The sequence below is a fragment of the Agromyces sp. Root1464 genome (assembly GCF_001427265.1).
Lineage (GTDB): Bacteria > Actinomycetota > Actinomycetes > Actinomycetales > Microbacteriaceae > Agromyces > Agromyces fucosus.
In genome coordinates this window covers 925,199-939,379 of record NZ_LMFU01000002.1, presented here as the reverse complement: position 1 = coordinate 939,379, position 14,181 = coordinate 925,199, and the positions used below count along the sequence as shown (strand labels likewise).

The following is a 14,181-nucleotide window of genomic DNA, read 5'->3' as shown; positions in this document are numbered from 1 at the left end:
GCGCGGCCGTTTCGCGTCAGTTGTTGACTGAGGAGTTCTTCGCGAGGGCTGCATCCACGATGCGGTGAGCGGGAAGGATCGAAGCCCGTTCCTGCGCGGGATCCGCTTCGCCGTTGACCAGCGCGACGAATCGTTCGAACTGCGCGGCGAGCGGTTCCTTTCCGATGATCTCCGGAACCTCCATCTCAGTGGATTGCCGGAAGCCGGCGCCGTCGCTCTCGTCGCTCGAGATCGTGGTGTGCCGATACGAGGTGACTCCGCGCCGCAGAAGGTCGATTTCGATCATCTGATCGAGCGACTGCACGATCATGGTGCGAACCTTGCGCTGGCCGAGTCGTGACGCCGAGGCGGAGGCGACGCCGCCTCCGGGGAATCGAAGCGAAGCCTCGACGACGTCTTCAGCACCCGGAAGCGAAGACGGGTGGAACAAGCCGGCTTCGACGTTGATCGCCTCGGGCTCGACCCCGCCGAACAGTTGGGCGATCAGGTCGACATCGTGGACGAGGAGGTCCCAAGCGACCCCGGTCTTGATCCGAGGAGCATACGGCGAGTGACGTTCGGCCCGCACGTAGAGCGGTTCGCCCATCATGCGCCGCGCGACGACGACTGCGGGGTTGTATCGCTCGAGGAACCCGCACATCAGTGGGACACCCGCACGTTCAGAGGCAGTGAGGATCTCAACCGTCTGATCGAAGGAGGGGCAGACGGGCTTCTCGATCAGCATCGGAAGCCCTGCGTCGATGATCTCCTTCGCGATGTCGTAGTGGTACTCGGTCGACGCAGCGACGACCACCGCATCCATTCCCGCGACGGCCGAGATATCGGGGGCCCAGGAGGCTCCATAGCGCTCAGCCGTAGGGCGGCCCGTCCCTTCGAACGGGTCGATCACCACCGAGAGTGCGACATCGGGGTTCTCGGCGATCACACGGGCATGATTTCGCCCCATGGATCCCGCCCCGACCAGTGCGACGTTGCGCCGGCTCATGCGGCGAGCGCGTTTCGGACTGCGGACGCGATCGCCTCGACGTCGCCACTGCCGAGGTACGGGTGCACGGGGAGCGAGACGCAGCGCTTCGCGACGGACTCGGCGACCGGCGTTGCCGAGACGATCACGTCGGGTCGGTTGCGGTACGTGTCGTAGTCGTAGACGGGCAGCGGGTAGTAGATGCCGCTGCCGACGCCCTGCGCGGTGAGGCTCGCCACGAAGGCGTCGCGGTCTGCGCCTTCGGGAAGCAGGACGGTGTACTGGTGCCAGACGTGCTCGCGGTTCTCGAGTTGTCGGGGAAGGACGAGCCCGTCAATCCCGTCGAGGAGCTCGGTCAGTCGACGCGCGTTGGTTCGTCGCTTCTCGAGCTGAGCCGGGTAGGCCTTGAGCTGCGGCATCACGACGGCCGCCTGCAGATCGGTGAGGCGATAGTTGTGTCCGGCCATCACGTACTCGTACCGCTGGCGCATGCCCTGGTTGCGGAGGATCCGGAGTTTGGCTGCGATGGCGTCGTCGTTCGTGGTGATGATGCCGCCCTCACCGGTCGTGAGGTTCTTCGTCGCGTAGAAGGAGAAGGTTCCCAGTCCGAACGTGCCGACGCCGCGGCCGTTGAACGTCGCACCGTGCGCCTGAGCGGAGTCTTCGACGATGTGCAGACCGTGACGCTCGGCCACCTCTGCGAGCGCACCGATGTCGCATGCCTGTCCGTAGAGGTGCACCGGCATGATGACCTTCGTGCGATCCGTGATCTGTGCTTCGACACTCGCGGGATCGAGGCCGAAGTCTTCAGTGCGGATGTCGCCGAAACGCACCGTTGCGCCGGCCTCGAGGATCGCGTTCAGGGTCGCGATGAACGTGAACGGACTGGTGATCACTTCGTCACCGGGTTGAAGGTCGAGTGCCTGGATCGCTGCGACCAGAGCCGTCGTTCCGTTGTTCACTGCGATCGCGTGACGGGCGCCTTGGAGTGCGGCGAACTGCGTCTCCAATTCAGCGACGACGGGGCCCTGCGCGATGACCCCGGAACGGATCACTGAGAGCACGCTCTCCTCGACCTCGATGCCGAGCTGCACCACAGAGATGGGAATCACCGTGAGGTTCCTGCTTTCATGAGAGGGGCGGCGCGGCTGCGTTTGCGCCGCATCGATACTACCCGAGCACTCCTATCGCGTCCGAAGCGCTCCCTGAGAGGTCGTCCCGAGACGTTGCGCTAGCATGTAGCCGGACCAGCCGCGGGCGGTCTTGATCGGTTCGGTCGCCCGGAAGTGGATTTCGCGTCGAGACGCCGTGCGATCTGTACGGCGGACGAACAGGAGACAGCTCGGTGATTGACGACGAGCCTATCGCCGAAGGCGAAGCGACCCCGATTCCGTCGCCCGGCGCGGACGCGAAGACGACGCGGCAGCGAACGATCATCATCAACACCCTTCGCTACGTCCTACTCGCCCTCGTCATCGCGGCGGCGGTCTGGCAGCTCTGGGTGAACTGGGAAGTCGTCAGCAGCACCGTCTCGGGCCTGCAGTGGCAGCGGGTACTGGTGTCATTCCTTGCGCTGCTCGCCGGGATCGCATTCGCGACCCTGAGCTGGCAGGTGCTGGTCGACGACCTGGGAACCCCGATCGGCATCGGTCGAGGCGCGCAGATCTTCCTCGTCGGACTCCTCGGCAAGTACCTTCCGGGATCAGTCTGGGCGTATGTTCTCCAGATCGAGCTCGGACGAAAGGCCGGACTCGCCCGCGCCCGTGTGTTCGCAGCAACACTCTTCTCGCTCATGGTGGTGGTCGTGGCGGCGCTCATCGCGGGAGCGATGGCAGTGCCCGAGCTGGTCGCTGAAGACCCGCGACTCAGTTGGCTCCCGTGGCTGTACCTGTTGCTGCCGTTCGCGCTCGTGATGCTGCATCCGAAGATCCTGACCGCAATCGTGCGATTCGGCTTCCGCGTCCTTCGCCGCCCGCGCCCCGACCATCCGGTCACCTTCAGCGTGGTGGCGAAGTCCCTCGGGCTCGCCATCCTCTCCTACGTGGCTTACGGCGTGCACCTTTGGCTGCTGGCCGATACCGGTCAAGGGCTGACATTGGGCCCGCTCGCTCTCTGTATCGGCACGATGGGGATCGCGATGATCGCCGGCCTCGTCGTCTTCCTGCTGCCATCGGGTGTCGGGGCGCGTGAGCTCGTCATCGTCGTCGCACTGACGCCATTCGTGGGTGTGGGTGCAGCGACCGCATTCGCCGCGGTGTCGAGGCTGATGTTCATCGTCGCCGACCTGCTGACCGCAGGAAGCGCGACGCTGATGGCAGTGATCACCCGGCGACGTACCGGTGAGTACCACGGCGATCCCGGCGTCGAGTAGCTAGTCCAAGTGGTTCGCCGGTCATACGGCGTCAGCAGAAGAAGGAGTCAAACGTGTCGCGAGTAGTCGTCGTCGGCTCAGGCATCGTCGGCCTTGCCGTAGCGCAGCGCCTGGCGGAGCGAGGCGATGAGGTCATCGTTCTCGAGAAGGAGAGCGGACTCGCGCTGCACCAGACCGGACGGAACTCCGGCGTCATCCATTCGGGTCTCTATTACAAGCCCGGCAGCTTCAAGGCGCGCATGTGCCAAGCCGGGGCCCGGTCTATGCGCGAGTTCGCGGAGCAGCACGACGTGCGGTTCCAGATCACGGGAAAGCTCGTCGTGGCGACGGACGCGAGCCAGCTACCCCAGCTCGATATCCTCGCCGAGCGCGCGGTCGCGAACGGGGTGCCTGCTCGCGTGGTGACAGCTGCGGAAGCGCGTGAATACGAGCCCAACGTCAGATCGGTGAGCGCGCTCCGGGTCGAGTCGACCGGCATCATCGACTACCCGGGTGTCTGTTCAGTTCTTGCAGGCCAAATCGAGGCGCTTGGCGGTACCATCCGATTCGACGAGGCGTTCCTGTCGGCGCGAGAGACGACGACGGGAATCGTCGTCACGACAGAGCGCGACGAGATCTCCGCCGATCTGCTGGTGAACTGTGCGGGTTTGTACAGCGACCGGGTTGCCGAACGCAGTGGCATCCGACCCGACGTCCGAATCGTCCCGTTCAGAGGCGAGTATTTCGAGCTGACGCCCGAACGAAGCGACCTCGTCAATGGGCTCATCTACCCAGTGCCAGATCCGAGATTCCCCTTCCTCGGCGTTCACCTGACGAAGATGATCGATGGCTCAGTGCACGCGGGTCCCAACGCCGTCCTCGCTCTCGCCCGTGAGGGCTATCGGTGGCGTGACATCAACGTCGGGGAGCTCGCACAATCCCTGGCATGGCCCGGTCTCTGGCGGCTCGGCGCGCGCAATGTCGTGCCGGGTGCGAAGGAAGCGCTCCGCTCGGCGTCCCGTTCGTTGTTCGCTCGCAGTCTGTCAGAGCTCGTGCCGGGCATCGCCAAGACCGATCTCGTTCCTGCGAAGGCCGGCGTGCGAGCACAGGCGATGCATCGGGACGGCAGCATGGTCGACGACTTCTACATCCAGACAGGGCCGCGCCAGGTTCACGTCCTGAACGCCCCATCTCCCGCGGCAACGTGCGCGCTCGAGATTGCTACGCACATCGTCGCTGAACTGGAGCCGCTCGCCGCATGATCACCGCCAACGAGACTGAACAAGGCGCCCAGATCGAATCCCAATCGGATACCGACTTCAGAGGTCCCGCCGAGCCTTCGCAACATCCGCGCGGGCGCAACGCCATACCGGTCGTCAGCATGATCGTGACCGTCGTGATCGGATCCCTGATCCCGCTGATGCGGACGCCCGGCTTCTACTACTGGGACGACACGGCGGGCGTCGCCGTCGGCGTCTGGCAGCGGATCGCCGAGCAGGTGCTCAGCGGCTCACTGCCCTTCCTGCAACTCGACATGTGGCGAGGCGGAAACCTCATCGCCGAAGCGGCGACGGGCATGTGGAACCCCGTGATGCTCGGGCTCATGCTCGGCACGTACCCGTTCGACGACATCGCAACGGCGATCACGATTGCAAAGATCGCACTCTTCGTGATCGCGTCGGTCGCGGTGTACCTCCTTGCACGTGGATACGGGGCGATGCCGTGGATGGCAGCTCTCGTCGGAGTGGTGATGCCGCTGTCGGGCTGGGCGTTGTTCATGGACGGAACGTCGTGGATCAACGGAACGGCGATCACGGCGTTCACCCCGCTCGCATGGTGGGCGATTCGTCGCAGCTACCTCAACGGTTTCACGCCTCGCTCGATCATCTTGGCCGTCGCCTGCAGCTATCTCCTCGTATCTGTAGGCAACCCGTACGGGATGCTCACGATCGCCATCGTGTTCGCTGCCGTCGCGGTGGAGGCGTTCCTCGCGAAGCGTGGCAAAGACATCTGGTGGCTGTTCGGCATCGGCTTCGCGGTGCTCCTCATGAGCATCGTGATCTACCTGCCGTTCCTGATGTCGTCCTCGGTCGGATTCCGGGCTGACTCGGTGACCTACAACGACGAGATGCTGTCGCCGGGGCTCAGCGACTTCCTCGGCATGAGCATGCCCACGTTCAACCCGTTCATCAGGGCCTTCGGCCTCCCGTACATGACGTTCCCCGGCATGTACCTCGCTTGGTTCATCCTGCCGCTGTTGCCTTGGCTTCGGTGGAGGTCGATCGGTCGGAGTGGCTGGCGAGCGATGTCGAGTGTGCTGGTGTTCGGCGGCGTCTTCCTCGTCTTCGCCCTCGGTCCGACACAGCTCGGGATGTTCCGGTGGCCGGCACGCCTCATCCCGTTCGTGTACCTCGCGGTGTTGATCGTGATCGCCGTGATGCTTTCGCGGGGAATCACCCGTGAGCGCTTCGGGCTCAGGCTCACGCTGTCCGGAGTCGCGGTCGCGGCGGGCGTCTGGATGGCGTTCTCGGATGTACCCAGCCTCTGGCTGTGGCACGGGCTCGCCGCGCTCGGAATCGCCGTGCTGGGATCCCTGTTCCTGTGGAAGGGGGATGCCGGAGCGAGGGGTTTCGCCATCCTTGGTGGCGGGATGGTCCTGTTCTTGCTGCCACAGATCGTCGTCGCCCCGTACAACAACAACGTCGCCGTCTACGACCTGCCCCGATCGCGATCGGAGCTGGTCGAACGGTTCGGCGACCGGTACGAGGGACTGACCGTACAGGTGGCCGACTTCATGGCGATGCCGGATCGTTTGCATCCAGACGAGGCGTGGCAGGATCTCTTGGCGGGGAACATGTATTCCGTCGCAGGGGTTGAATCCACCACCGCGTACAGCGGCATCGGATTCTCGAAACTCGACAACGCGCTGTGCCTCCACTACAACGGCAGCAGCTGCGCCGCCGCATGGGACGCCTTGTGGGAACCCGTCGCCGGCGAAGACGCGCTGCTTGCCGACCTCCTTCGTGCCGAGACGGTCGTCGTCGCGAACGACTTCGGGGTCGACGATGAGGTCCCCGACGGCTGGTCCGTCTCCGAGCGCACCGACATCGCCACCGTGTACAAGCGCGACGATGCCCTTCCCTTCCCCGACGGCCGATTGAGCGATTCCGGAGCTGACGTTTCGGTCGTCTCTGACGAGGCAGACGGTCTCGCCGAGCGGGTGACGTTCACCTCGAGCAGCGGTGAAGATCGGAGTCTCACCTTCGCTCGACTCGCCTGGCCGGGATACACAGCGAGCGTGAACGGCGAGTCCGTTCCCGTCTCGACGAACAGTGTCGGCCTGCTCGAGGTCGAGCTCCCGGCCGACGTTGAGGGCGAACTGCGCATCGAATTCACTCCACCCGGGCTCTGGGCGGGCCTCGTCGCATTCGCACTCGGGATCGCGTCGACTGCGGTCCTGGTGATCCTGCGGCGCAGAAGGCGTCAGGCAACCTCGCGCGTGGGCTGACCTGATCCGGGGTGGCGTCAGCTCGGCCTCCGCACTCGCGCGTTAGAGTGAGGATGTCGTGAGCGCCCGGCACCCGTTGCCGGTCGCTTGCTCGCGTTCGGTGGGGGGTACCGATGTTAAGTGTCCGAATTCAGCGGGCGGTCAGCGTGGTCGCCGCACTCGGGTTGGCCTTGGGTGCCGCGCTGATGCCGCCGGCAGCCACCTCGGCAACGGCAGCTTCGGCCGGTGACTTCACGCCCGGCAACATCATCTCGGACGCGCGGTTCTTCGATGCGAACGCGATGTCGCAAGCCCAGGTGCAGACGTTCCTCGAGCAGATGATGCCGAATTGCCGGGCCACGGACCCGAACCTGCCGTGTCTTCGGAACTTCGTGGGTACGACCAATACCAAGCCGAGTTCAGGAGCCGGGCATTGCACCGGCTACAACTCGGAGGGGTGGGAATCCGCGGCGCGGATCATCTGGCGAGTCGGACAGGCGTGCGGGATCAACCCCCAGGTGCTGCTCGTGACCCTTCAGAAGGAGCAGACGCTCATCACGTCGACCGCACCATCGGAACGGCAGTATCGAGTCGCGATGGGGTACGCATGCCCGGACACGGGAGCCTGCGACACGCAGTACTACGGGTTCTTCAATCAGGTCTACTCCGCCGCATGGCAATTCCGTCAGTACACGAACTTCCCCGATCGGCGCTACAAGATCGGTTCGACGAGCATTCAGTACAACCCTTCGGTCTCGTGCGGTTCATCGACGGTCTACATCCAGAACCAAGCCACCGCCAACCTCTACAACTACACGCCCTATCAGCCCAATCAGGCTGCGCTCGCGAATCTCTATGGAAGCGGTGATGGTTGTTCCGCATACGGCAACCGCAACTTCTGGGTGACGTTCAGCGACTGGTTCGGATCGCCGACGGCCGCAGGCGCGGCGCAGATCAACGCGCAGTATCTCTATCAAGGTGGTCCGACCGGTCCGCTCGGGCCACCCGTGGGCGGTCTCATCTCCATTCCTCAGAACGGGGGCGGCTCGGCGCAGGTCTATCAGAACGCGTCGATCTACTGGACGCCGCGGACGGGCGCCTGGTACGTCTGGAAGGAGATCCGAACGTACTACTGGCAGGCGAACGGCTCGGCTGGACGTCTGGGATGGCCGACGAGCAATCCCGTAGCGGTGGCAGCAGCATCCGCGGGGCAGGGGCAGGTGTTCGAGAACGGCTCCATCTACCAGTGGTCCGGTGGTGCGTTCAGTGTGGAAGGCGCCTTCCGATCCAAGTACTGGGCGGTTGGGGGGCCCGGCGGATCACTGGGGTGGCCGCTCGCCGATCGAGTGGCAACCTCGGGCGGATTCGCCCAGCGCTATCAGAACGCTGACGTCTATTCCACGGGCGCAGCGGGAACCTGGCTGGTCAGCGGTGCGATACTCAATTGGTATGGGAGCTCCGGCGGACCCACCGGCGCTGCGGGCTGGCCGGCATCCGACACCGTCCGGGTCGTCGAGAACGGTGGCGGGCTCGGTCAGGCGTTCGCGGGCGGTTCGGTGTACTCGTCGGCGGCCGGGACGTTCCTGGTGAGTGGCTCGGTGCGGAATGCGTACTGGTCGCGCAATGGCTCGGCTGGTGCGTTGGGCTGGCCGACAGGTGCACAGTCGTGTTCCGGTGGCGTGTGCTCTCAGGCATTCCAATACGGAACGCTCGTGGTCGACGCCAACGGAACCGCTCGAGTCACGTGGCCGGCCATCGAGTCGTTCTTCGCCTCCCAAGGCGGAGCCACGGGCGTTCTCGGTGTCGCATTGAGCGAGGCCATCCGGATTCCGGAGAACGGTGGCGGGTTCGGTCAGGCGTTCGCGGGCGGTTCGGTGTACTCGTCGGCGGCCGGGACGTTCCTGGTGAGTGGCTCGGTGCGGAATGCGTACTGGTCGCGCAATGGCTCGGCTGGNAGGCGTTCGCGGGCGGTTCGGTGTACTCGTCGGCGGCCGGGACGTTCCTGGTGAGTGGCTCGGTGCGGAATGCGTACTGGTCGCGCAATGGCTCGGCTGGTGCGTTGGGCTGGCCGACAGGTGCACAGTCGTGTTCCGGTGGCGTGTGCTCTCAGGCATTCCAATACGGAACGCTCTCGCTCTGACCGGCCAGCGGTGCAGGGCACACCGCGGCGGCGATTTGGTGAAGTCTCAAGCTGCAGGGATGCTTCCCCGGACGGCATCGGCGATCGAGGTTCGGCCGATGAGTCGGTTCGGCTCCGGACCGTCGATCAGATCGAGTAGTGGCTCGGCAGCACTCGATCGTCGACGATCTCAGGCAACCAGGACCGACGACGACGTAGCCATGTGATCCGCCAGATGATCGCGTGCACCACAGCAGTTCCAAGGCCCACCGCGAGGAGTCCGAGTCCCAGCCGCATGCCGGGGATCTCGTAGTCGATGACGACGGTTCCGGCGCCCGGAGGCAGCTCGACGGCCAAGAGTCCGCCCGCGTCCTCCGTGACCTTGAGTGTCTCGGATCCGAGCTTGGCGGAGTAGCCGTTCCACGCGAGCCGATCGAGGATGACGGTGCCGCCGGACGGAGCCTCGTAGGTGAACTCGGCCCGATTCCCGGACTGGCCCGCGTCGCTGATCTCGACCCCCCTCGAGGGAGTCACAACCGGGCTTCCGATCGGTTCGTCGCGCTGCAGTACGACGCGCACATCGTCCTCTTCGACGACGTGCCAGCCATCGGTCCACTCGTCAAGCTCGTCGATGTCGGGTCGTGCAGTGCTCACGACGAGCGTGTCGACGCCCATGAGATCGACGAGGGGTGCACCGAGGGCTCCGTGCGCCGACCCGAAGATCGCCGACCATTCCAGCGTGTTGTAGATGGAGCCGCGGTAGTCCATGTTGAGCGCGTACGAGTACTCCAGGAAGTTGATCCCGGTGTATCGGTTCATGCTCTCGATGCCGGCAGCCGCAAGGGAGTTTCCGAAGCTCAGGCGACCGCTGTAGATCGAGCCGTCGCCGGCGACATCGAAGATGTTGGCCACTTGGAGCACGGTGCCGTCGAGGTTCGACGACGCATCTCGGATCGTCTGGAGGTTCGTCGGAACGCTCTGATCCACGTCGTTCCCGATCATCTGGTAGCTCCACCCGAACTGCTGGGCCTGGATCGGCGCGATGACTGCGGTACCCGCGATTACGACGGCGAGCAGTCCGCGGTTTCCGAGCCGCTTGTAGGCGAAATACGCGGCGATGAAGAGCACGCCGATGAGCGCCGCGAGCAGGGCGTGCAGGCCGTACAGCCGGGGAGTGGAAGCCCATGAGACGAAGAAGATCGAAATGACGACGAGCGTCGTGGCTGCCATCCGGCGACGAAGATGGGTCTGCGCGATGCCTGCAGACAAGGCCAGCGCGAAGACGACCGCGACACCGACATAGGAATACTCGACCAAACGAATCGGCCACCGGAAGAGCCACAGAACATCGGGTCCGAGAGTGAGGAGGAGGAACACCACGGTTGAGATGAACAAGCTCGCCCGTCGTTTCCACGGCCCGAGCGAGCCCCATCTCAGCCAGGGGAGCATCGGCAGGATGATCCAGCTCAGGTAGGTGGACGGAACCACGTCGCTGATGCTTCCCCAGGCTCGCATGCGCGGCAGGTAGCCCGGGCTGCTCATCCCGAACAGATCGCTGAGCGATGGCGTGAGATAGTTCGAATTCTCGGCGAATCCGCTGACCGGTCGATCGATCTGACCCATGACGTTCACGAGCGGCAGATAGACGAAGAGGACGATGAGTCCGACGCATGCGCCGGCGACCACCAACCCCACAAGCCGCCGGAGGTCGCGAGCGAGCACGAGTTCGACGGCGAGCCCGAAGAGTACGACGAGTATCCCGAGCACGGCATATGGATTGCCGACGGTCGCCGCGAGCCCTCCGAAGAGCACGGCGGGGAGCGGACCCGTGCGACCGCTGCTGTATGCACGTGCCGCCCACCAGAAGTGCACCACCCACGTGATGGACATGAGGCCGGAAGCCCAGTTGCCCGCTTCATAGAAGAGCGTGTACCCCGCGAACGGCACGATCACGGCCGCGAGCATGCTCGGGCCCCGGTTCGCGCCGTAGACGCGAGCCAGCATGTACACGCCGACCGCGAGCAGTGCGAGGAACTCCGCCATGACGATGAACGACGCTCGCGCGAGGTTATCGAAGAACGAGATGAGGACCGCGTTCGCCACCGTTACAGGGTTGAACACCCCGTAGGCCGCTTCGCCGACGACGTTGGCGCCTCCCCATCCGGTGTGGTCGAAGAGCAGGTACTCACCATTGCGGAGTCCCGTTCCGAGCATGTGCCAGAGCGGGAAGAAGGAGTTGGCGTTATCGCCCCAGTACGTGAATCCGGGCCACGCCGTCTTCACGATGATGGCGATGCCGATGACCACTGCTGCGATCACCGCGGAATCGAGCAGGAGTTGAACTCGACCTCGACGCCAGAACGCGTTCGTGCGAAGCGCCGTTCCGGCCGGATCCATTACATTCATGACCCAGTGAGCTTAGCCGACGCGCCGACCTCGTCAGTGATGCCCTACGTCTGCGCGAGGCTCACGTGCGTGCGAGCGCATCCCGCCAGCTCATGTCTCGCGCAGCCTTCACCGCGCACACCACCAGCAGCATCCAGCCGCCCTCGAAGAGCGCGAAGCTCTCGGCGAACGAGGTCACGGCGATCGCGACGAGCATGAGCGCCGGCCACACGTACACCACGCTGCGACGGGTCGAGGCGAGCAGCCAGGCGCGCACGAGCGCGAGGCCGAGCATGCCGATGAAGAGCAATGCACCGATCACGCCGACCTGGAAGTAGACGTCGATGTAGGCGTTCAGGCCCGAGCCGTGGGCGCGACCCGTGGCGAGGTCGATCCACGTGTACGGCGGTGCATCCGGCCATGGACCGACCCACCCCCAGCCCTGCAGGGGGTTGAGGTTCAGGTACCGCGACATCTCGCGCCAGACCTCGAGGCGGACGTCGAACTCGTCACGGGCGTCGATGAGCTCGATGATGCGGACGCGGAAGATCCAGCCCGCGACGATCGCGACGACGCCGGTCACGAGAAGCGCGACCTGCCAGCGCCACCTCGTAGGTGCCGAGGCCCTCCGCAGGCCGTACAGCGCCGCGAGCGCCACGAGCGCGGCGCCGAGGGCGAACCAGGTCGTCGGCGAGCCGGAGAGGACGAGGCACAGTGCGGCGAGCGTCGACGAGAGGACGGCGCGGGTGCGCTGGACGATCTTCATGCGCCATTCGACGAGGAAGGTCAGGAGGGCGACGAGCGCCACGAAGCCGAGCATGTTGCGCGAGCCGAAGACGCCTTGGATCGGCCCCAGCTGGGCAATGGCGCCTTGGATGCCGAGGACGCGGATCGGCAGGTCGAGGATGATGCCGGAGAGCACTTCGAGGGCGAGCGAAGCGCCGAGCAGGGCTCGCATGACGTCGCCGAACGCACGCACGATCTGGATGGTGTCGCGCATGAGTGCGATGTACACGCCGATGAACGCGAAGGCGACGAGGTAGCCGACGCGGGCGAGCGACGTCAGCGCCGGCAGGCTGCTCCAGAGCGCGGACGCCGCGCACCAGCCGATGAACACGAGGATCGAGAGCGGCAGGATGCCGTACCACTCGACGGCGCGCCACCGCGCCACGAGCGACGCAGCGCAGAGCACGACGAGTCCGGCGATGGCGGCGATGAGGCCGGGGGTTCCGATGATGCTGCGAACGGCATGCGTCGTGAACGCGAGGCCGACGGCGAGCAGCGTCAGCGCTTGGGCGAACCGGGCTGAGCCGACGAACTCGCGAAGCACCATGTTCAGTCGCGATCGACCGGCTCGATCGTCGCTCCGATCGGCATCGGCTCCGGGAACGCTCATCGAGGATCGATCCCGAAGCGCGAGACACGCCTCATCGAGCGACCTCGGGGGGCGGCATCCGCGATGCCGGGACCGGGACCGGTTCTGCAGGAAGCGGTTCGTGCTCCCATTGCCGGCGCTTGGTCGACCAGGCGATCGCGATGAGCAGGAGCCATCCGCTCTCGATCAGGAGCCGGCTCTCGGCGAAGCTCTGCCCGATGAGCGCGACGAGCAGGAGCAGCGGCACGAGCGCCGCTGCCGAATGGGGGAGCGGCCGCCCCGAGGCATCCATCGGACGATCGACGGCGAGGAACCACGAGCGCCAGAGTGCGCCGATCACGATCGAGGCGAACGCGATCACCCCGATGATGCCGAGTTGCAGCCAAACGTCGAGCCAGGCGTTGTGCGCCTGCAGGTAGGTGACGCCCTTGCGCACGGCCAGCCCCTCGAAGGGCTCGACCCACGGCACCCAGTATCCCACCCAGCCCCAGCCGAACCACGGCCGTTCGGAGGCGAGCCCGATGACCGAGTTCCAGATGTCGAACCGCCCGGTGAGGTCTTCGCTCTTGCCGAAGAGGTCGAGCAGTCGATCCCACAGGCCGATCAGCAGGGCGACGGATGCCACGAGCGTCGCGCCTGCCGTCCAATAGACGCCGCGACGACGGTCGGGTCCGACCCGTCGAGCCCAGAGTGCGAAGCCGAGCGCGACGAGCACGATGACGGCGACGAGGATGACGGTCGCCGATCGGGTGAGTGCGAAGACGACCCCGGCCACGACGATCCACGTGATGCCGGAGGCGCGCCGCACGCTGCCGGCCGCGAGCAAAGCACCGAACACGATGAGCCCGAGCAGCGCAGCCATCGCGAGGAGGTTGCGGCTCGCGACGATGCCCTCGATCGGGCCGCCGTCGAAGAGAAGTCCGCGCGACCAGTAGAAGGCCATGGGCAGCTTCTCGCCGGTGACCTCGAAGTCGGGGAAGTTCGGCAGCAGGGGGCCGCCGACGACGATCGCGACCCAGAGCTCGAAGGCGAGTGACAGACCGAGCACCCATTTCAGCGCGCCGCCGAGGCAACGGACGAACCGCGTCCAGTTCAGGCACAGCACGAGCGCGATGGCGGTGAACGTCGTCGCGAGCGTGATGCCGACGCCGAGCGCGGATGCCCCCGGGTAGAACGACCAGGCGATCGAGGCTGTCGCGAGCAGTAAGAAGACGAGTGTCGACTTCGGCACACGGCGCCAGATCCACGCCGGCCGGTCCTGCGCGACCATGACGACCGCGCCGATCAGCACGAGCGCCGCGATGATGCCGAACCCCCACCATCCGAGGAGGTTCCGCCAGAACTGTCCGGCGAGCACCGTGAACATGGCGAATGTCGCGTACGCCGTGATCCAGCGTCGTCGATCGGTGCTCATGAGGTACAGGCTATCGCGGGCCCTGTTGCGAACAGGTGACGGATGTCCGGGCGGAGGCGATCAGCAGTCTTGATAGCTTGGAGCCTG

Annotated in this window: 8 protein-coding genes and 1 pseudogene; 4 read left to right on the top strand and 5 right to left on the bottom strand. The window is 65.4% G+C overall.

Annotated elements, in window-relative coordinates; all coding sequences use genetic code 11:
- Positions 1–16: 16 nt before the first annotated feature.
- On the bottom strand, positions 17–985 hold the full coding sequence (locus ASD23_RS10110) for a Gfo/Idh/MocA family protein (protein WP_056009958.1): 969 nt from the start codon (positions 983–985) through the stop codon (positions 17–19).
- The gene (locus ASD23_RS10105) at positions 982–2,076 is read right to left on the bottom strand and encodes a DegT/DnrJ/EryC1/StrS family aminotransferase (RefSeq protein WP_056009956.1); all 1,095 of its coding nucleotides are present in this window, start codon (positions 2,074–2,076) and stop codon (positions 982–984) included. The genes ASD23_RS10110 and ASD23_RS10105 overlap by 4 nt, the downstream gene beginning before the upstream one ends.
- Before the next feature lie 233 nt (positions 2,077–2,309).
- Here ASD23_RS10105 and ASD23_RS10100 point away from each other — a divergent pair, with 233 nt between their 5' ends.
- The 4 genes and pseudogenes from ASD23_RS10100 to ASD23_RS19445 all read left to right on the top strand — a co-directional run.
- Positions 2,310–3,335, top strand: coding sequence for a lysylphosphatidylglycerol synthase domain-containing protein (locus ASD23_RS10100; protein ID WP_056009954.1), 1,026 nt, complete (start codon positions 2,310–2,312; stop codon positions 3,333–3,335).
- 53 nt (positions 3,336–3,388) lie between these two features.
- On the top strand, positions 3,389–4,576 hold the full coding sequence (gene lhgO, locus ASD23_RS10095) for an L-2-hydroxyglutarate oxidase (RefSeq protein WP_056009952.1): 1,188 nt from the start codon (positions 3,389–3,391) through the stop codon (positions 4,574–4,576).
- 119 nt (positions 4,577–4,695) lie between these two features.
- Complete coding sequence (locus ASD23_RS10090; protein WP_056009950.1) at positions 4,696–6,822, top strand: hypothetical protein; 2,127 nt, start codon at positions 4,696–4,698, stop codon at positions 6,820–6,822.
- Between the two features lie 113 nt (positions 6,823–6,935).
- A pseudogene (locus ASD23_RS19445) lies at positions 6,936–8,755 on the top strand (LGFP repeat-containing protein); the annotation flags it as partial.
- Positions 8,756–9,067: 312 nt separating this feature from the next.
- Here ASD23_RS19445 and ASD23_RS10080 read toward each other — a convergent pair.
- The 3 genes from ASD23_RS10080 to ASD23_RS10070 all read right to left on the bottom strand — a co-directional run bounded on the left by ASD23_RS10080 (position 9,068) and on the right by ASD23_RS10070 (position 14,094).
- Positions 9,068–11,239 (bottom strand): hypothetical protein, encoded by a 2,172-nt coding sequence (locus ASD23_RS10080; RefSeq protein WP_157377056.1) that lies wholly within the window; start codon positions 11,237–11,239, stop codon positions 9,068–9,070.
- A gap of 148 nt (positions 11,240–11,387) precedes the next feature.
- The gene (locus tag ASD23_RS10075; RefSeq protein WP_235507704.1) at positions 11,388–12,701 is read right to left on the bottom strand and encodes an O-antigen ligase family protein; all 1,314 of its coding nucleotides are present in this window, start codon (positions 12,699–12,701) and stop codon (positions 11,388–11,390) included.
- Between the two features lie 31 nt (positions 12,702–12,732).
- The gene (locus tag ASD23_RS10070) at positions 12,733–14,094 is read right to left on the bottom strand and encodes an O-antigen ligase family protein (RefSeq protein WP_056009944.1); all 1,362 of its coding nucleotides are present in this window, start codon (positions 14,092–14,094) and stop codon (positions 12,733–12,735) included.
- Between the last annotated feature and the right edge of the window lie 87 nt (positions 14,095–14,181).

Bases quoted from the DNA above. Each gene is read 5' to 3' on its own strand.
- ASD23_RS10110 (WP_056009958.1), bottom strand. From the start codon at position 985: ATGAGCCGGCGCAACGTCGCACTGGTCGGGGCGGGATCCATGGGGCGA.
- ASD23_RS10090 (WP_056009950.1), top strand. From the start codon at position 4,696: ATGATCGTGACCGTCGTGATCGGATCCCTGATCCCGCTGATGCGGACG.
- ASD23_RS10075 (WP_235507704.1), bottom strand. From the start codon at position 12,701: ATGAGCGTTCCCGGAGCCGATGCCGATCGGAGCGACGATCGAGCCGGT.
- ASD23_RS10070 (WP_056009944.1), bottom strand. From the start codon at position 14,094: ATGAGCACCGATCGACGACGCTGGATCACGGCGTACGCGACATTCGCC.